Here is a 15,302-nt window from a genome sequence, read left to right on the forward strand (position 1 = left end):
GGCGTTCTACCCTCGGGGCATGACGAGCACGACACCTCCCCCTGCACCCGTCGAGGCCACGCCGACCGATGCCTCCTCTGCCGACGGCGGGCGTCCCGTGCGTCGTTTCGGCACCGCCCGCGCCCTCGGCCTGGCCCTCGCCGCGTTCGTCGGCGGGTACCTCGCGCTCCTGGCGCTCGGCACCTGGGTCGACATCGTGCGCGACGAGCTCTGGAGCAACTACGACCCCTTCGGCGGGCAGGCCGCCATCGGCCGATTCCGACTCCTGCTCCTGGGCGCGGTGAGCCTCGGTGCCCTCGCGGGCGTCCTCGCCGTGATCGGACTGGCCGTTCGCCGCCTCGCCGTCCTCGTCCTCGTCGTGACCGTCGCCTCCCTGCTGTGCCACGTCGGCTTCGCCCTGCAGGTCGTCGACACGACCTTCCGGGGCAACTTCATCGACCCGAACCGCGGCTGGAGCCCCTCCTTCGGGCTGCCGTTCACGATCGCCGTGCTGGCGCTCCAGGTCGTCGTGGTGCTGCTGTGCCTCGTGCGCGGTCCGCGCCCCGAGCCGGTCGTCATCGCTCCCCCGGTCTCGCGGCCGGGCGACACCCCGCCTCCGGTCACCCACGACCACGATCACCGCTCGGACGACCTCGCCACGACCGAGACCGCCCGCGACGAGGATCGCGGCGTGGCGGCCGCCGGGGTTGCCGACGACGAGGACGCCGACGACGAACAGGCCGACGACGACGTGTTCCTCGTGATCCATGGCCAGGAGTACGGCCCGTACCCCACCGACCGGGTCCGTGGGTTCATGGTGGAGGGCCGCATCCACCCGGGCACGCTGGTGCGCATCGGCGACGAGACCAAGCCCGCCTCCGAGGTCCCCGCCATCTACGGCACCTGACCCGGACCTCCGCCCACCACCGGTGGTTGAGGTACCCCTTTCGAGGCTCGTTCCTCGCACCTCAAGGGGCGGGGCTTCGCCCGCCACGGGCGGATCCACGGGCCGAGCCGAAGGCGAGGCAGGCGCCCGGGCGAAGCCCGGCACCGGTGCCCTTCGAGGCTCGCTCGTTCCTCGCTCACACCTCAGGAACCGGAACGAACCGGTGGAGCCGCGAGGAACGAGCGGTGCGCCCTCAGGCCGGCAGCGTCAGCACCACGGGGCCGTCGGCCGTGATCGCCACGGTGTGCTCCCAGTGGGCGGCGCGACTTCCGTCGACCGTGACCGCGGTCCAGTCGTCCTCGAGGATCTGCGTGTACGGAGAGCCGCGGGACACCATCGGCTCGATCGCGATGACGAGGCCCGGCTTGAGCTTCATCCCCTGTCCGGCGCGCCCCGTGTTGGGCACGTCCGGGTCCATGTGCATGGCCGTGCCGATGCCGTGGCCCGTGAACCCCTCGACGATGCCGTAGTCGCCGGCAGCACGCACCGACGCCGTGATCGCGTGGCCGATGTCGCCCAGACGGGCTCCCGGACGGGCGGCCTCGATACCGGCCCACAGTGCGGCCTCCGTGACGCGTGACAGCTCGGCGTCGGCCGCCTCGAGCTGACCCACCCCGATCGTGACGGCAGCGTCACCGTGCCAGTTCTGGACGATCGCACCGGCATCGACCGAGACGAGATCGCCGGCCACCAGCTCCCGGTCGCCCGGGATGCCGTGCACGACCTCGTCGTTGACCGACGTGCAGATCACGGCCGGGAAGCCGTGGTAGCCCAGGAAGTTGGACGTCGCCCCGTGACGCGCGATGACCTGGCGTGCCACGGCGTCCAGGTCGCGGGTCGTCGCTCCGGGCTCGGCCGCCTCACGCACGGTCTGCAGCATCTCGGCCACGATCGCGCCTGCACGCCGCATCACGGCGATCTGGTCGGCGGTCTTGTACTCGACGCCGCGGCCGAACATCGACGCGCTCCGAGTCAGAGACCGAGGGCGGTGTTGATGCGGGCCTCGACCTCGTCGATCGAGCCCACACCGTCGACCTCGCGCAGGAGCCCGCGCTCGCGGTACACCGGCAGCAGGGGGGCGGTCTCGGCGATGTAGACCTCCTGCCGCTCGCGGATGACGTCCTCGGTGTCGTCGGCGCGCCCACTGGTCTCGGCCCGCTTCAGGAGTCGGCCGATGAGCTCCTCGTGGTCGACCGTGAGCACCAGCACGGCGTCGAGCGGGGCATCGAGATCAGCCAGGATCGCGTCGAGCGTCTCGACCTGGTCGGGCGTGCGCGGGTAGCCGTCGAGCACGAAGCCCGTGCTGGCGTCGTCCTGCGCCAGGCGGTCCTTGACCATGGCGTTCGTGACCTCGTCGGGCACGTACTTGCCGGCGTCCATGTACGACTGCGCGAGCTGGCCGAGCTCCGTGCCGCCGGCCACGTTGGCCCGGAAGATGTCACCGGTCGAGATGTGCGCGCCGCCGATGCGCTCGGCCAGACCCGTCGCCTGAGTGCCCTTGCCCGCGCCGGGCGGGCCCATGATCAGCAACCTCATGAACGCAGGAACCCTTCATAGTTGCGCTGCTGCAGCTGGCTCTCGATCTGCTTGACCGTGTCGAGGCCGACGCCCACGATGATCAGGATCGTCGTGCCACCGAACGGGAAGTTCTGGCTCGCGTTCAACAACGCGATCGCGAACATCGGGATCAGGGCGATCAGACCCAGGTACAGCGCACCCGGAGCGGTGATGCGGCTCAGCACGTACTGCAGGTAGTCCTGCGTCGGGCGACCCGCACGGATGCCCGGGATGAAGCCGCCGTACTTCTTCATGTTGTCGGCGACCTCCTCGGGGTTGAAGGTGATCGCCACGTAGAAGTACGTGAAGAACACGATCAGCGTGAAGAAGGTGATCATGTAGTACGGGTGGTCGCCGCGCACGAAGTGGTCGTTGACCCACGTCGCCCACGAGGAGCCCTCGTTGAACTGCGCGAGCAGCGCCGGCAGGTACATCAGGCTCGAGGCGAAGATGACCGGGATGATGCCGGCCTGGTTGACCTTGAGCGGGATGTAGGTCGAGGACCCGCCGAACATCCGGCGTCCGACCATGCGCTTGGCGTACTGCACCGGGATGCGGCGCTGCGCCTGCTCGATGAAGATCACGCCGGCCACGACGATGAGTCCGACCAGGATGACCAGGGAGAAGGTGACCCAGCCCTCGCGCTCCGACGCGGCCTGCGCCTTGATCTGCCACAGGGCGCCGGGGAAGGTCGCGATGACCTGCGTGAAGATCAGGATCGACATGCCGTTGCCGACACCGCGGTCGGTGATGAGCTCGCCGAACCACATGATGATCGCGGTGCCCGCGACCATCACGAGGACGATCAGCAGGAACGCCGGGATGCTGTCGGGGTGGTAGAGGAGGTCCTGGGTGCACGCGCCGCCGAACAGGCGTCCGCTGCGGGCCAGTGCCACGATGCCGGTGGCCTGGAGGACCGCGAGGCCCAGCGTCAGGTACCGGGTGTACTGGGTGATCTTGGTCTGACCGGCCTGGCCCTCCTTCTTGAGGGCCTCCAGGCGTGGGATCACGACGACGAGCAGCTGCAGGATGATGCTCGCGGTGATGTACGGCATGATGCCGAGCGCGAACACCGTGAGCTGCAGAAGAGCGCCACCGGAGAAGACGTTGATGAGCGCGAACAGGTTGCCGTTCTCACCGGCGCTGGCCGTGTCGATGCACTGCTGCACGTTCGCGACGTCGATACCGGGAGCAGGGGTCATCGAGCCGAGCCGGAACAGCACGATGATGCCCAGGACGAAGAGCAACTTGCGTCGCAGGTCAGGCGTGCGGAACGCATTGACGAAGGCGCTGAGCACTTCCGTCCTCCTCAGGGTGGGCAGCCGGGCAACCCGGCGACTGTAACAGTCAAACTACGGACCGACGCACACGCCTGCGTCGGGGTTGCGCCATCGGGACGCGCGCACGGCCCGGGGGCCGACGTCCTGCTGAACCACGACGGCGAGGCCCTCCGAGGGAGAGCCTCGCCACCGTGTGCGATCCGTGCGGGGTGTCAGCGCTCGCTGACGCTGCCGCCGGCCGCCTCGATCTTGGTCTTGGCGCTGGCCGAGAACTTGTCGGCGGTGACCTGGACGGCCACGCCGATCTCGCCGTTGCCGAGCACCTTGACCGGCTGGTTCTTGCGGACCGCGCCCTTGGCGACGAGGCCGTCGACGTCGACGGCACCGCCCTCGGGGAACAGCGCCTCGAGCCGGTCGAGGTTGACGACCTGGAACTCCACGCGGAAGGGGTTCTTGAAGCCCTTCAGCTTGGGCAGGCGCATGTGGATCGGGACCTGGCCGCCCTCGAAGCCGACGGGCACCTGGTAACGGGCCTTGGTGCCCTTGGTGCCGCGACCGGCGGTCTTGCCCTTGGAGCCCTCACCGCGGCCGACACGGGTCTTGGCGGTCTTGGCGCCCGGGGCGGGGCGAAGGTGATGCAGCTTGAGCGTCATGTCAATCAATCTCCTCGAACGTCACGAGGTGCGGGATGGTCTCGACCATGCCGCGGATCTCGGGACGATCTTCCTTGACGACCGTGTGGCCGATGCGCTTCAGACCCAGCGAGCGCAACGTGTGGCCCTGGTTGTCCGGGCGACCGATGGCCGACTTGATCTGGGTGACCTTGAGCTGAGCCATCAGACACCTGCCTCGGCGGGCTCGGCCGGGGCCGAGCTCTCCTTGCCGGCCTTGAGCAGCGCCGCCGGAGCGACGTCCTCGACGCGCAGGCCACGACGTGCGGCGACCTGCTCGGGCGACTCCAGCATGCGGAGGGCCTCGACCGTGGCGTGCACGATGTTGATGGCGTTGGACGAACCGAGCGACTTGCTCAGGACGTCGTGGATGCCAGCGGCCTCGAGCACGGCGCGCACCGGACCACCGGCGATGACGCCGGTACCGGGCGAAGCCGGACGCAGGAAGACCACGCCGGCCGCCTTCTCACCCTGCACGGGGTGCGGGATGGTGCCCTGGATGCGGGGGACGCGGAAGAAGTTCTTCTTCGCCTCCTCGACACCCTTGGAGATCGCCGTGGGGACCTCCTTGGCCTTGCCGTAGCCGACGCCGACCTGACCGTCGCCGTCACCGACGATCACCAGGGCGGTGAAGCTGAAGCGTCGACCACCCTTGACGACCTTGGCGACACGGTTGATCGTGACGACCTTCTCGATGTAGTTGGACTTCTCGCCGCGGTCGCCGCGCTGACCGCGACCGGCTCCGCCGCCTCGACGCTGGCTCATGCAGCACTCCCGACGTTGTTGATGGTGGTGTGGATCGTGGTCATCAGAACTCCAGTCCGCCCTCGCGAGCGCCGTCGGCCAGGGCCGCGACGCGACCGGCGTACTTGTTGCCGGCGCGGTCGAACACGACCGTCTCGACGCCAGCCGCCTTCGCGCGGTCGGCCACGAGCTCGCCGACCTTCTTGGCCTTGGCGGTCTTGTCGCCCTCGAACGAACGCAGGTCGGTCTCCATCGTGGAGGCCGAGGCCAGCGTGTGTCCCTCGAGGTCGTTGACGACCTGCGCGACGATGTGCTTGCTCGAACGCGTGATGACGAGGCGCGGACGATCGGCCGAACCGGCGATCTTCTTGCGACCGCGGATCTGACGACGTGCGCGCGACGCGGCACGGTTCGAGAGACTGCGCTTGTGCTTGATGGAGATGGCCATCACTTACCAGCCTTTCCGGCCTTGCGCACGACGCGCTCGCCGGCGTAGCGCACGCCCTTGCCCTTGTACGGCTCGGGCTTGCGGATCTTGCGGATGTTGGCAGCGACCTCACCGACGGCCTGCTTGTCGATGCCGATGACGCTGAACGCGGTGGGCTTCTCGACGGCGAAGGTGATGCCCTCGGGGGCCTTGACGATCACCGGGTGGCTGAAGCCGAGCGCGAACTCGAGCTCGGTCGGCCCCTTGGAGATGACGCGGTAGCCGACGCCCACGATCTCGAGCTTCTTCTCGTAGCCCTCGGTGACACCGACGACCATGTTGTTGACGAGCGTGCGGCTCAGGCCGTGCAGGGCCTTGCTGCGGCTCTCGTCGTTCGGGCGCTCGATGGACAGCGTGCCGTCATCGGACTTCGCGATCGTGATCGGCTCCGCGACGGTGTGCGACAGCTCGCCCTTGGGCCCCTTGACGCGAACGTCCTGGCCCTCGATCGAGACCTCGACACCCGCGGGAACGGCGACGGGAATCTTGCCAATGCGTGACATGGTTCTGCTCCCCTCACCAGACGTAGGCGAGGACTTCCCCACCTACGCCCTTGCTGTTGGCCTGACGGTCGGTCAGCAGACCCTGGCTCGTGGAGATGATCGCCACGCCGAGGCCACCGAGGACCTTGGGCAGGTTGCTGCTCTTGGCGTAGACACGCAGACCGGGCTTGCTGATGCGGCGGATGCCGGCGATCGAGCGCTCACGGTGCGGGCCGTACTTCAGGGTGACGGTCAGCGTGCGGCCGACCTCGCCCTCGCCGGGCTCGGCCACGGAGAAGTCGGTGATGTAGCCCTCCTGCTTCAGCAGGGTGACCACACCTTCCTTCAGCTTGCTGTAGGGCGCGGTCACGGAGTCGTGGTACGCCTGGTTGCCGTTGCGGATCCGCGTCAGCAGATCCGCGATCGGGTCAGTCATCGTCATGGGTGGTGTTTCCGTTTCTCGCTGCGGTTTCCGTCTCGTCCTCGACTCGGATCGGGCGCTGCCCTGAGGTGGGAGCTTGCGACCCTCGAAGGGTGGGAGGGGACCTCCAACGGGTAGGTGTTCTTCTGGGTTACCAGGAGCTCTTGGTGACGCCCGGCAGCTCTCCGCGGTGCGCCATCTCGCGCAGGCAGATGCGGCACAGGCCGAACTTCTTGTAGACCGACTGCGAGCGGCCACAACGCTGGCAGCGCGTGTAGCCACGCACGGCGAACTTGGGCTTGCGGGCGGCCTTGACCTTGAGACCAGTCTTCGCCATGTCAGTTCTCCTTGTAGGGGAAGCCGAGCAGCTTGAGCAGCGCGCGACCCTCGTCGTCGTTCGTGGCGGTGGTGACGACCGTGATGTCCATGCCCCGCGACCGATCGATCTTGTCCTGGTCGATCTCGTGGAACATGACCTGCTCGGTCAGACCGAACGTGTAGTTGCCACGTCCGTCGAACTGCTTGGGGCTCAGACCGCGGAAGTCGCGGATGCGGGGCAGGGCCAGCGTCAGCAGGCGGTCCAGGAACTCCCACATGCGGTCGCCGCGCAGCGTGACGTGCGCGCCGATCGGCATCCCCTCACGCAGCTTGAACTGCGCGATGGACTTGCGGGCCTTGGTGACCTGCGGCTTCTGGCCGGTGATCGCGGTGAGGTCGCGCACGGCGCCCTCGATCAGCTTGCCGTCGCGAGCCGCCTCACCGACGCCCATGTTGACCACGATCTTGGTCAGGCCGGGCACCTGCATGACGTTGTCGTACGCGAACTGCTCGCGCAGCGCCGAGACGATCTCCTCGCGGTACTTGAGCTTGAGACGCGGTGCTTCAGCAGTCTGGGCCGTAGCGATGTCGGTGTCAGCCATGCTCAGATCTCCTTTCCGGTCTTGCGCGCGACCCGCACGCTGCGCTGGGCCGCGTAGGTCGAGCCGTCGGGCCGGCTCTTGGTGACGTCGTCGCGGCGGTAGCCGATGCGCGTCGTGGTCTTGCCGTCGTCACCATCGACGACGAGCTGCACGTTCGAGATGTGGATCGACGCCTCGACCGTGATGATGCCGCCGGTCTCGGCACCACCGGACTGAGCAGCCCGGGTGTGCTTCTTGACGCGGTTGACGCCCTCGACGATCACGCGATCGTTCTCGGTCAGGACCTCGATCACCTTGCCGGTGACGCCCTTGTCGGCGCCGGCGATGACCTGGACCTGGTCGCCCTTCTTGATGCCTGCCATCACAGCACCTCCGGTGCCAGCGAAATGATGCGCATGAACTTCTTGTCACGAAGCTCGCGCCCGACGGGGCCGAAGATGCGCGTACCGCGCGGATCTCCGTCCGCCTTGAGGATCACGGCCGCGTTCTCGTCGAACTTGATGTAGGAACCGTCGGGACGACGGCGCTCCTTCACGGTCCGCACGACGACGGCCTTGACGACATCGCCCTTCTTGACGTTGCCGCCCGGGATCGCGTCCTTGACGGTGGCGACGATCGTGTCACCGATGCCGGCGTAACGCCGGCCCGAGCCGCCGAGGACACGGATGCAGAGGATCTCCTTCGCACCGGTGTTGTCGGCGACCTTGAGTCGCGACTCTTGCTGGATCATGTCGTCACTTCGCCTTCTCGAGGACCTCGACGAGGCGCCAGCGCTTGGTGGCCGACAGCGGGCGGGTCTCCATGATCCGCACGCGGTCGCCGATCCCGGCGCCGTTCTCCTCGTCGTGGGCCTTCAGCTTGATGTTGCGGCGCAGCACCTTGCCGTACAGGGCGTGCTTGTAGCGCTCCTCGACGTTCACGACGATGGTCTTGTCCATCTTGTCGCTCACGACCAGGCCCTCGCGCACCTTGCGGGCGCTGCGCGGCGCAGTGCTGGAGTCGTTCGTCACGGTCTCGTCCTTGCTGGTGCTCATGCGTCCACCTCGGCGTTGTCGTCGGTGGTCTCGATGATGCCGAGCTCACGCTCGCGCAGCACCGTGTAGATGCGGGCGATGTCCTTGCGGACGGTGCGCAGGCGCGCGGTGTTGTCGAGCTGGCCGGTCGCGTTCTGGAAGCGCAGGTTGAACAGCTCTTCCTTGGCGTCGCGCAGCTTCTCGGCAAGGCCGTCGGCGTCGAGCAGACGCAGCTCAACTGCAGTCATGATCGCCATCAGATGCCTCCCTCGGTCTCACGGCTGATGAAACGTGCCTTCATCGGCAGCTTGTGGATCGCGCGGCGCATCGCCTCGCGAGCCGTGGTCTCGTCGACGCCCGAGAGCTCGAACATGACCCGGCCCGGCTTGACGTTGGCGACCCACCACTCCGGCGAGCCCTTGCCGGAACCCATGCGGGTCTCGGCGGGCTTCTTGGTGAGGGGGCGGTCCGGGTAGATGTTGATCCAGACCTTGCCGCCACGCTTGATGTGACGCGTCATGGCGATACGAGCGGACTCGATCTGGCGGTTGGTCACGTAGTGACCCTCGACCGCCTGGATGCCGTACTCGCCGAAAGCGAGCGTCGTGCCGCCCTTGGCCATGCCGCGGCGCTTCGGGTGGTGCTGCTTGCGGTACTTGACCCGTCGGGGCATCAACATCAGGACTCGCCTCCCTCGGGGGAAGCAGGAGCAGCGGCTACGGCGACCGGCTCGGCCGAGGCGGGAGCCTCGGTGGCGGGCTGGGCCGACGGGGCGCCCTCGCGGGCGGGACGCTCGGGGCGGCGTCCGCCGCCACGACCGGCGCGACGAGCGCCCGGTGCAGCAGCGCGCTTGGCCGCCTCGGCCTCACGCTCGGCGCGGGTGCCCGCGACCTCGCCCTTGTAGATCCAGACCTTCACGCCGATGCGACCGAAGGTGGTCTTGGCCTCGTAGAAGCCGTAGTCGACGTCGGCACGGAGCGTGTGCAGGGGCACGCGGCCCTCGCGGTAGAACTCCGAGCGGCTCATCTCGGCGCCGCCGAGACGACCCGAGCACTGGATCCGGATGCCCTTGGCACCCGAGCGCATCGTGGTCTGCATCGCCTTGCGCATCGCGCGACGGAACTGCACACGACCGCTCAGCTGCTCGGCGACACCCTGGGCGACGAGCTGAGCGTCGAGCTCAGGCTGCTTGACCTCGAGGATGTTGAGCTGCACCTGCTTGCCGGTGAGCTTCTCGAGGTCACCGCGGATGCGGTCGGCCTCGGCGCCACGGCGGCCGATGACGATGCCCGGACGCGCGGTGTGGATGTCGACGCGGACGCGGTCACGCGTACGCTCGATCTCCACGCGGCTGATGCCGGCGCGGTCCATGCCCTTGGTCAGCATCTTGCGGATCTTGACGTCCTCGCCGACGTAGCTGCTGTACAGCTTGTCGGCGTACCAACGGCTCTTGTGATCGGTCGAGATGCCGAGTCGGAACCCGTGCGGGTTGATCTTCTGGCCCATCAGCGAGTCCCTCCCTTCGTGGTGTCGACCGGCGTGACGACGACGGTCAGGTGGCTCGTGCGCTTGAGGATGCGGTTGGCCGCACCCTTGGCGCGGGGGCGCCAACGCTTCATCGTGGGGCCCTCGTCGACCGTGACGACGCTGATGACCAGGTCGGCGGAGTCGAGTCCCTCAGTGGTCTCGGCGTTCGCGACCGCGGACTCGACCAGCTTCAGGAAGTTCTGGGCGACGGCCTGCGGGGCGAACTGCAGGGTGGCAATGGCGTCCTCGACACGCGCACCACGGATCAGGTCCGCGATACGGCGGGCCTTCTGCGCGGTGACACGGACGTACTGCGCAGTGGCGAACGCACCGGGCTGGTCGCCCAGCAGGCGCTCGCGACGCGCGCTGACGTTGACGCGGCTGGCGGCACTCATCGACGCTTCGCCTTTCGGTCGTCCTTCTCGTGGCCACGGAACGTGCGGGTGGGAGCGAACTCCCCCAGCTTGTGGCCGACCATCGAGTCGGTGATGAACACGGGGACGTGCTTGCGGCCGTCGTGCACGGCGACCGTGTGTCCGATGAAGGACGGCAGGATCATCGAGCGACGCGACCAGGTCTTGATGACCGTGTGCGTACCGGCCTCGTTCTGAGCGTCCACCTTCTTCTCGAGGTGGCCGTCGACGAACGGGCCCTTCTTCAGGCTGCGGGGCATTGTTCAGGTCCTCTCAGCGGCCGGACTTGCGGCGGCGGACGATCATCTGGTCACTGGCCTTGCGCTTGCGCGTACGGCCCTCGGGCTTGCCCCACGGGCTGACCGGGTGACGGCCTCCGGAGGTCTTGCCCTCGCCACCACCGTGCGGGTGGTCGACCGGGTTCATGGCGACACCGCGGACGGTCGGGCGCTTGCCCTTCCAGCGGTTACGGCCGGCCTTGCCCCAGTTGATGTTGGACTGCTCGGCGTTGCCGACCTCGCCCAGCGTGGCGCGGCAACGGACGTCGACGTAGCGCATCTCGCCGGACGGCAGGCGCAGCTGTGCACGCGAGCCCTCCTTGGCGACGAGCTGGACGCGGACACCGGCGGAACGGCCCATCTTGGCGCCGCCGCCCGGACGGAGCTCCACCGAGTGGAGCACCGAACCGACGGGGATGTTGCGCAGCGGCAGGTTGTTGCCGGTCTTGATGTCGGCACCCACGCCGGACTCGACCGTCATGCCCTGGCGCAGACCCTCGGGCGCGATGATGTACCGCTTCTCGCCGTCGGCGTAGTGCAGCAGCGCGATGCGGGCGGTGCGGTTCGGGTCGTACTCGATGTGAGCGACCTTGGCCGGCACGCCGTCCTTGTCGTAGCGCTTGAAGTCGATGATGCGGTAGGCACGCTTGTGTCCACCGCCCTGGTGACGAGTCGTGATCCGTCCCTGGTTGTTGCGGCCGCCCTTCTTGGGCAGCGGCTCGACCAGCGACTTCTCAGGAGTCGTGCGAGTGATCTCGGCGAAGTCGGCCACCGAGGAGCCACGACGGCCCGGGGTGGTCGGCTTGTACTTGCGGATTGCCATGTCTGCTCAGTCCTCAGCTCGGGCTCGAGAAGATGTCGATGCTCTGACCGGCAGCGACGCTGACGATCGCCCGCTTGGTGTCCTTGCGCTTGCCGAGACCGCTCTTGGTCCGACGCGTCTTGCCTTTGCGGTTGAGCGTGTTCACCGCGGTGACCTTGACGTCGAAGATCTGCTCGACGGCGATCTTGATCTCCGTCTTGTTCGCGTCAGGGTGCACCACGAAGGTGTACTTGTTGTCGTCGATGAGGTTGTACGTCTTCTCACTGACGACCGGGGACAGCACGACGTCGCGCGGGTCCTTGGGCAGGGTGGTCATGGTCACTCACCAGCCTTCGTGAATCCCGCAGCCTGGGCGGACTCCTCGGAGTCGAACCAGACCTCGGCGATCGTGGCGTCGTACCACTGGCCGTCGGGCGCGTGGTACTTCATGGAATCGGCGTTGCCCTTGATGTCGAAACCCTTGGGCGCGTTGCCGCTCTTGAGCGGCGCCTTCGAACCCGGGCCGTACGGCTGGGTCTTGGTGACGCCGTCGTCGGCCGGCTCGTCGGCCTTGGCCGCAGCGGCCTTGGCCGGCTTGGCCTTCGGCTTCGCCGGCGCCGGGGCGGCGGACGCCTCGACGGCGGCCGCGCTGAGCTTGATGGTGTCGACGCCCTCGGCCGAACGAGCTGCGACGAAGGCGTCGAACGCGGCCTTCGTGAACACCACGTCGTCGCTCTTGATGACGTCGTAGGTGTTGAGCTGGTCGAACGTCAGGAGCACGAGGCCCGTGAGGTTGCGCAGGCTCTTCGCCGTGACGTCGTCGCCGCGGTCGATGACGACCAGGACGCGGTGACGGGTCGTGACGGCCTGCACCGCGGCGATGGCGGCCTTGGTCGACGGGGCATCGCCCGTGACGAAGGACTCCACGACGTGGAGGCGACCCGAGCGGGCCCGGTCCGAGAGGGCACCGCGCAGGGCGGCGGCCTTCATCTTCTTGGGCGTGCGCTGCTCGTAGTCACGCGGCGTCGGGCCGTGGACGATGCCACCACCGTTGTACTGGGGGGCACGGATCGAGCCCTGACGGGCGCGGCCGGTGCCCTTCTGGCGGTAGGGCTTCTTGCCACCGCCGGACACCTCGCCCCGCGACTTGGTGCTGTGCGTGCCCTGGCGCGCCGCGGCGAGCTGCGCCACGACCACCTGGTGGATCAACGGCACGTTGACCTGGGTGTCGAAGATGTCGACCGGCAGGTCGACGTCGATCGTCTGTGCCATGGTCATGCCCCCTTGGCGGCGGAGCGGACGACGACGAGCTGGCCCTTGGGCCCGGGCACGGCACCCTTGATCAGGATGATGCCCTTCTCGACGTCGACCGCGTGGACGGTGAGGTTCTGGGTGGTCACGGTGTCGGTGCCCATGTGGCCCGCCATGCGCAGACCCTTGAAGACGCGACCCGGGGTGGCGCAGCCACCGATCGAGCCCGGCTTGCGGTGGTTGCGGTGGGCGCCGTGGGAGGCGCCGACACCGGAGAAGCCGTGACGCTTCATGACGCCGGCGAAGCCCTTGCCCTTGCTGGTTCCGGTGACGTCGATCTTGTCGCCGGCGGCGAAGATCTCGGGCGAGATCTCCTGGCCGAGCGTGTAGTCGGCGACGAGCTCGGTGCGGATCTCGACGACGTGACGGCGCGGCGTGACGCCGGCCTTCGCGAAGTGGCCCGACTGCGGCTTGTTGATCTTGCGGCCGTCGATCTCGCCGAACCCGAGCTGGACGGCGCTGTAGCCGTCGGTCTCACGGGTGCGGATCTGGGTCACGACGTTGGTGCTGGCGGCGACGACCGTGACCGGGACGACCCGGTTGTCCTCGGTCCAGACCTGCGTCATCCCGAGCTTGCGGCCGAGGATGCCGCGCGCGGTGGCGGTGGCAGAGTTGCTCATGACTCGCAGTCCCCTCAGAGCTTGATCTCGATGTCGACACCCGCGGGGAGGTCGAGTCGCATGAGCGAGTCCACCGTCTTCGGGGTCGGGTCGAGAATGTCGATGAGCCGCTTGTGGGTGCGCATCTCGAAGTGCTCGCGGCTGTCCTTGTACTTGTGCGGCGAACGGATCACGCAGAACACGTTCTTCTCCGTCGGGAGCGGGACCGGACCGGCCACCTTCGCGCCCGTGCTCGTCACCGTGTCCACGATCTTGCGTGCCGAGGAGTCAATGACCTCGTGGTCGTAGGCCTTGAGCCGGATACGGATCTTCTGTCCCGCCATGCTCGCGTTGTCCTTTGCGTCGTCGTACGTTTCGCGATCCACTCCCCCTCGGAGTGGTTCGGCCACTCCGGTCCCACGTACCCCGAGGTCGGGCGTGTCGCTACTGCGCGCTGGCGCGGACATGCACAGATCTCAAGTTGGGTGGTTGGACTCGCTGTGCTGCAAGTGATCGTGAGACCACCGAGCTTTCGGCGAGTCGGTCGGACCTCAGGTTCGGTGCCTTCGTCAGTCCCGGCGTGAGTTCCGGGCGAGTGCACCCCAGCAGTCCGGCCGGAGCAACCGCACTAGTCTGACAGAGGTCGTTGCCGAAACACAAATCGGTGGGAACCACTGTCGGGCAGGACCTGCGGCTGCTCGGTTCAGGCGTGCAGGTGGGGCTCGGAGTCGACGTGACCGCGGGGCTCGAGCTGCAGGGTCGAGTGCGCGACGTCGAAGTGCTCGGCCAAGCACGTGCGCAGTCCGTCGAGCACCTCGTGCGCCTGGCCCATCTGCTCGATCGAGTCCTCCACGACCACGTGGGCGCTCATGACCGGCATGCCCGACGTGATGGTCCAGACGTGGAGGTCGTGCACGTCGGCCACCCCCGGGGTCCGGAGGATGTGCAAGCGCAGCTCCGCGAGGTCGACGTCCTGCGGCGACGACTCCATCAGGACGGCACCGACGTCGCGCAGGAGGCTCACGGCCCGGGGCAGGATCAGCACGGCGATCGCGAGCGAGGCGACCGCGTCGGCCCGGACCCAGCCGGTCAGCAGGATCACGACCGCCGAGACGATGACGGCGATCGACCCGAGGGCGTCGCCGAGCACCTCCAAGTACGCGCCCCGGACGTTGAGGCTCTCCTGCGCACCCGAGCGCAGGACCAGCAGACCGATGACGTTGACCACCAGACCCACCGCACCTGCGGCCAGCACCGGCCATGCCTCGAGGTCGACCGGGTCCTCGAGCCGGCCGACGGCGCTGAGCACGATCCATCCGCACAGCCCGATCAGCAGCAGGCCGTTGGCGCCCGCCGCCAGGATCTCGGTGCGGTGGTGCCCGAACGTGCGACGCGACCCGGGCGCCGCGCCGCGCTGGGCGACCGCGATGGCCGCCAGCGCCAGGACCAGCCCGATCGAGTCGCTGAGCATGTGGCCGGCGTCCGCCAGGAGCGCCAGGCTGCCGGTGAGCACCGCCACCACGGCCTGGACCACGAGCACCGACAGGGTGAGGGCCAGCACCAGGACGAGCTTGCGCCGGTGGCGCACCCCCGACCCCGTGGGGGCGTGGCCGTGTCCGTGTCCCATGCCAGGGACGCTACGCACCCGGGGTGAGATCCGCGAGCACGTGTCCGCCAAAGGGACGCCCACGACAACCGTTCCCGAGGGTGGGGGTGCAGTGGACGGGACCGAGGGTGATGCATCGAGGCTGCCTCAGCGACCGACATGCATCGTCGTCGGTCCACCTGACCGTGGGCCGGGATGACCGCGCTTGGTCCGTGCCGCTTGTCGGGCACCAGACGCCGGCCCGGTCCGAGCAGACGCGCCCGATC

The 15,302-nt window shown here is 68.2% G+C and carries 26 protein-coding genes; 1 reads left to right on the forward strand and 25 read right to left on the reverse strand.

Annotated features, from left to right (window positions below; translation table 11 throughout):
- Window positions 1-19 precede the first annotated feature (19 nt).
- Window positions 20-886, forward strand: coding sequence for a DUF4339 domain-containing protein (locus V6S66_RS12570; protein ID WP_334207080.1), 867 nt, complete (start codon window positions 20-22; stop codon window positions 884-886).
- Between the two features lie 232 nt (window positions 887-1,118).
- Here the strand turns inward: V6S66_RS12570 and map are convergent, their stop codons facing one another.
- From map to V6S66_RS12695, 25 genes are all read right to left on the reverse strand, one after another.
- Entirely contained in the window at window positions 1,119-1,883 is a 765-nt protein-coding gene (map, locus tag V6S66_RS12575) for a type I methionyl aminopeptidase (protein ID WP_334207081.1), read from the reverse strand.
- 14 nt (window positions 1,884-1,897) lie between these two features.
- A complete protein-coding gene (locus V6S66_RS12580; protein ID WP_334207082.1) occupies window positions 1,898-2,461 on the reverse strand; it encodes an adenylate kinase in 564 nt (187 codons plus the stop codon).
- Window positions 2,458-3,780 (reverse strand): preprotein translocase subunit SecY, encoded by a 1,323-nt coding sequence (gene secY, locus V6S66_RS12585; RefSeq protein ID WP_334207083.1) that lies wholly within the window; start codon window positions 3,778-3,780, stop codon window positions 2,458-2,460. Before secY ends, V6S66_RS12580 begins: the two co-directional genes overlap by 4 nt.
- A 194-nt stretch (window positions 3,781-3,974) precedes the next feature.
- A complete protein-coding gene (rplO, locus tag V6S66_RS12590) occupies window positions 3,975-4,415 on the reverse strand; it encodes a 50S ribosomal protein L15 (protein ID WP_334207084.1) in 441 nt (146 codons plus the stop codon).
- A 1-nt stretch (window position 4,416) separates the two neighbouring features.
- Window positions 4,417-4,599, reverse strand: a complete 183-nt coding sequence (rpmD, locus tag V6S66_RS12595) for a 50S ribosomal protein L30 (protein WP_334207085.1) — start codon at window positions 4,597-4,599, stop codon at window positions 4,417-4,419.
- The gene (gene rpsE, locus V6S66_RS12600; RefSeq protein ID WP_334207086.1) at window positions 4,599-5,198 is read right to left on the reverse strand and encodes a 30S ribosomal protein S5; all 600 of its coding nucleotides are present in this window, start codon (window positions 5,196-5,198) and stop codon (window positions 4,599-4,601) included. The genes rpmD and rpsE overlap by 1 nt, the downstream gene beginning before the upstream one ends.
- A gap of 43 nt (window positions 5,199-5,241) precedes the next feature.
- Window positions 5,242-5,625 (reverse strand): 50S ribosomal protein L18, encoded by a 384-nt coding sequence (gene rplR / locus V6S66_RS12605; RefSeq protein ID WP_334207087.1) that lies wholly within the window; start codon window positions 5,623-5,625, stop codon window positions 5,242-5,244.
- The gene (gene rplF, locus V6S66_RS12610; RefSeq protein WP_334207088.1) at window positions 5,625-6,167 is read right to left on the reverse strand and encodes a 50S ribosomal protein L6; all 543 of its coding nucleotides are present in this window, start codon (window positions 6,165-6,167) and stop codon (window positions 5,625-5,627) included. The genes rplR and rplF overlap by 1 nt, the downstream gene beginning before the upstream one ends.
- Before the next feature lie 13 nt (window positions 6,168-6,180).
- Complete coding sequence (gene rpsH, locus V6S66_RS12615; protein WP_334207089.1) at window positions 6,181-6,588, reverse strand: 30S ribosomal protein S8; 408 nt, start codon at window positions 6,586-6,588, stop codon at window positions 6,181-6,183.
- A 130-nt stretch (window positions 6,589-6,718) separates the two neighbouring features.
- Window positions 6,719-6,904 carry a type Z 30S ribosomal protein S14 gene (locus V6S66_RS12620; protein ID WP_229051872.1) on the reverse strand — a complete coding sequence of 62 codons (186 nt, stop codon included), beginning with the start codon at window positions 6,902-6,904 and terminating at the stop codon, window positions 6,719-6,721.
- A gap of 1 nt (window position 6,905) precedes the next feature.
- The gene (gene rplE, locus V6S66_RS12625) at window positions 6,906-7,487 is read right to left on the reverse strand and encodes a 50S ribosomal protein L5 (RefSeq protein WP_334207090.1); all 582 of its coding nucleotides are present in this window, start codon (window positions 7,485-7,487) and stop codon (window positions 6,906-6,908) included.
- A gap of 2 nt (window positions 7,488-7,489) precedes the next feature.
- A complete protein-coding gene (rplX, locus tag V6S66_RS12630) occupies window positions 7,490-7,849 on the reverse strand; it encodes a 50S ribosomal protein L24 (protein WP_334207091.1) in 360 nt (119 codons plus the stop codon).
- A complete protein-coding gene (rplN, locus tag V6S66_RS12635) occupies window positions 7,849-8,217 on the reverse strand; it encodes a 50S ribosomal protein L14 (protein ID WP_056209423.1) in 369 nt (122 codons plus the stop codon). Before rplN ends, rplX begins: the two co-directional genes overlap by 1 nt.
- A gap of 4 nt (window positions 8,218-8,221) precedes the next feature.
- Window positions 8,222-8,521 carry a 30S ribosomal protein S17 gene (rpsQ, locus tag V6S66_RS12640; protein ID WP_334207092.1) on the reverse strand — a complete coding sequence of 100 codons (300 nt, stop codon included), beginning with the start codon at window positions 8,519-8,521 and terminating at the stop codon, window positions 8,222-8,224.
- Complete coding sequence (rpmC, locus tag V6S66_RS12645) at window positions 8,518-8,757, reverse strand: 50S ribosomal protein L29 (RefSeq protein WP_334207093.1); 240 nt, start codon at window positions 8,755-8,757, stop codon at window positions 8,518-8,520. Before rpmC ends, rpsQ begins: the two co-directional genes overlap by 4 nt.
- Window positions 8,757-9,179, reverse strand: a complete 423-nt coding sequence (gene rplP, locus V6S66_RS12650; protein WP_229051876.1) for a 50S ribosomal protein L16 — start codon at window positions 9,177-9,179, stop codon at window positions 8,757-8,759. The genes rpmC and rplP overlap by 1 nt, the downstream gene beginning before the upstream one ends.
- Window positions 9,179-10,006, reverse strand: a complete 828-nt coding sequence (gene rpsC / locus V6S66_RS12655) for a 30S ribosomal protein S3 (RefSeq protein ID WP_334207094.1) — start codon at window positions 10,004-10,006, stop codon at window positions 9,179-9,181. Before rpsC ends, rplP begins: the two co-directional genes overlap by 1 nt.
- On the reverse strand, window positions 10,006-10,422 hold the full coding sequence (rplV, locus tag V6S66_RS12660) for a 50S ribosomal protein L22 (RefSeq protein ID WP_334207095.1): 417 nt from the start codon (window positions 10,420-10,422) through the stop codon (window positions 10,006-10,008). The genes rpsC and rplV overlap by 1 nt, the downstream gene beginning before the upstream one ends.
- Window positions 10,419-10,700 (reverse strand): 30S ribosomal protein S19, encoded by a 282-nt coding sequence (gene rpsS, locus V6S66_RS12665; protein ID WP_229051879.1) that lies wholly within the window; start codon window positions 10,698-10,700, stop codon window positions 10,419-10,421. The genes rplV and rpsS overlap by 4 nt, the downstream gene beginning before the upstream one ends.
- 13 nt (window positions 10,701-10,713) lie before the next feature.
- On the reverse strand, window positions 10,714-11,541 hold the full coding sequence (gene rplB / locus V6S66_RS12670; RefSeq protein ID WP_334207096.1) for a 50S ribosomal protein L2: 828 nt from the start codon (window positions 11,539-11,541) through the stop codon (window positions 10,714-10,716).
- Between the two features lie 13 nt (window positions 11,542-11,554).
- The gene (gene rplW / locus V6S66_RS12675) at window positions 11,555-11,857 is read right to left on the reverse strand and encodes a 50S ribosomal protein L23 (RefSeq protein WP_334207097.1); all 303 of its coding nucleotides are present in this window, start codon (window positions 11,855-11,857) and stop codon (window positions 11,555-11,557) included.
- A gap of 2 nt (window positions 11,858-11,859) precedes the next feature.
- Window positions 11,860-12,798: a 50S ribosomal protein L4, sunset domain variant gene (gene rplD, locus V6S66_RS12680; protein WP_442885904.1), complete on the reverse strand. Its 939-nt coding sequence runs from the start codon at window positions 12,796-12,798 to the stop codon at window positions 11,860-11,862.
- A complete protein-coding gene (rplC, locus tag V6S66_RS12685; protein ID WP_334207099.1) occupies window positions 12,795-13,451 on the reverse strand; it encodes a 50S ribosomal protein L3 in 657 nt (218 codons plus the stop codon). The genes rplD and rplC overlap by 4 nt, the downstream gene beginning before the upstream one ends.
- Window positions 13,452-13,465: 14 nt before the next feature.
- Window positions 13,466-13,774 carry a 30S ribosomal protein S10 gene (gene rpsJ / locus V6S66_RS12690; protein WP_229053069.1) on the reverse strand — a complete coding sequence of 103 codons (309 nt, stop codon included), beginning with the start codon at window positions 13,772-13,774 and terminating at the stop codon, window positions 13,466-13,468.
- 359 nt (window positions 13,775-14,133) lie between these two features.
- Window positions 14,134-15,057: a cation diffusion facilitator family transporter gene (locus V6S66_RS12695; protein WP_334207100.1), complete on the reverse strand. Its 924-nt coding sequence runs from the start codon at window positions 15,055-15,057 to the stop codon at window positions 14,134-14,136.
- Between the last annotated feature and the right edge of the window lie 245 nt (window positions 15,058-15,302).

The sequence above is a fragment of the Aeromicrobium sp. Sec7.5 genome (assembly GCF_036867135.1).
Classification (GTDB): domain Bacteria; phylum Actinomycetota; class Actinomycetes; order Propionibacteriales; family Nocardioidaceae; genus Aeromicrobium.

Bases quoted from the DNA above. Each gene is read 5' to 3' on its own strand.
- map (WP_334207081.1), bottom strand. From the start codon at position 1,883: ATGTTCGGCCGCGGCGTCGAGTACAAGACCGCCGACCAGATCGCCGTG.
- rplV (WP_334207095.1), bottom strand. From the start codon at position 10,422: ATGAGTGCCGCCAGCCGCGTCAACGTCAGCGCGCGTCGCGAGCGCCTG.
- rplB (WP_334207096.1), bottom strand. From the start codon at position 11,541: ATGGCAATCCGCAAGTACAAGCCGACCACCCCGGGCCGTCGTGGCTCC.
- rplN (WP_056209423.1), bottom strand. From the start codon at position 8,217: ATGATCCAGCAAGAGTCGCGACTCAAGGTCGCCGACAACACCGGTGCG.
- rplR (WP_334207087.1), bottom strand. From the start codon at position 5,625: ATGGCCATCTCCATCAAGCACAAGCGCAGTCTCTCGAACCGTGCCGCG.
- rplW (WP_334207097.1), bottom strand. From the start codon at position 11,857: ATGACCACCCTGCCCAAGGACCCGCGCGACGTCGTGCTGTCCCCGGTC.
- V6S66_RS12695 (WP_334207100.1), bottom strand. From the start codon at position 15,057: ATGGGACACGGACACGGCCACGCCCCCACGGGGTCGGGGGTGCGCCAC.
- V6S66_RS12570 (WP_334207080.1), top strand. From the start codon at position 20: ATGACGAGCACGACACCTCCCCCTGCACCCGTCGAGGCCACGCCGACC.
- rpsJ (WP_229053069.1), bottom strand. From the start codon at position 13,774: ATGGCGGGACAGAAGATCCGTATCCGGCTCAAGGCCTACGACCACGAG.
- rpsS (WP_229051879.1), bottom strand. From the start codon at position 10,700: ATGCCCCGCAGCCTGAAGAAGGGCCCGTTCGTCGACGGCCACCTCGAG.
- rpmD (WP_334207085.1), bottom strand. From the start codon at position 4,599: ATGGCTCAGCTCAAGGTCACCCAGATCAAGTCGGCCATCGGTCGCCCG.
- rplO (WP_334207084.1), bottom strand. From the start codon at position 4,415: ATGACGCTCAAGCTGCATCACCTTCGCCCCGCCCCGGGCGCCAAGACC.
- rpmC (WP_334207093.1), bottom strand. From the start codon at position 8,757: ATGGCGATCATGACTGCAGTTGAGCTGCGTCTGCTCGACGCCGACGGC.
- rplC (WP_334207099.1), bottom strand. From the start codon at position 13,451: ATGAGCAACTCTGCCACCGCCACCGCGCGCGGCATCCTCGGCCGCAAG.
- rplF (WP_334207088.1), bottom strand. From the start codon at position 6,167: ATGTCACGCATTGGCAAGATTCCCGTCGCCGTTCCCGCGGGTGTCGAG.
- rplX (WP_334207091.1), bottom strand. From the start codon at position 7,849: ATGGCAGGCATCAAGAAGGGCGACCAGGTCCAGGTCATCGCCGGCGCC.
- V6S66_RS12620 (WP_229051872.1), bottom strand. From the start codon at position 6,904: ATGGCGAAGACTGGTCTCAAGGTCAAGGCCGCCCGCAAGCCCAAGTTC.
- V6S66_RS12580 (WP_334207082.1), bottom strand. From the start codon at position 2,461: ATGAGGTTGCTGATCATGGGCCCGCCCGGCGCGGGCAAGGGCACTCAG.
- rplP (WP_229051876.1), bottom strand. From the start codon at position 9,179: ATGTTGATGCCCCGACGGGTCAAGTACCGCAAGCAGCACCACCCGAAG.
- rplD (WP_442885904.1), bottom strand. From the start codon at position 12,798: ATGACCATGGCACAGACGATCGACGTCGACCTGCCGGTCGACATCTTC.
- rpsH (WP_334207089.1), bottom strand. From the start codon at position 6,588: ATGACGATGACTGACCCGATCGCGGATCTGCTGACGCGGATCCGCAAC.
- rplE (WP_334207090.1), bottom strand. From the start codon at position 7,487: ATGGCTGACACCGACATCGCTACGGCCCAGACTGCTGAAGCACCGCGT.
- rpsC (WP_334207094.1), bottom strand. From the start codon at position 10,006: ATGGGCCAGAAGATCAACCCGCACGGGTTCCGACTCGGCATCTCGACC.
- rpsQ (WP_334207092.1), bottom strand. From the start codon at position 8,521: ATGAGCACCAGCAAGGACGAGACCGTGACGAACGACTCCAGCACTGCG.
- rpsE (WP_334207086.1), bottom strand. From the start codon at position 5,198: ATGAGCCAGCGTCGAGGCGGCGGAGCCGGTCGCGGTCAGCGCGGCGAC.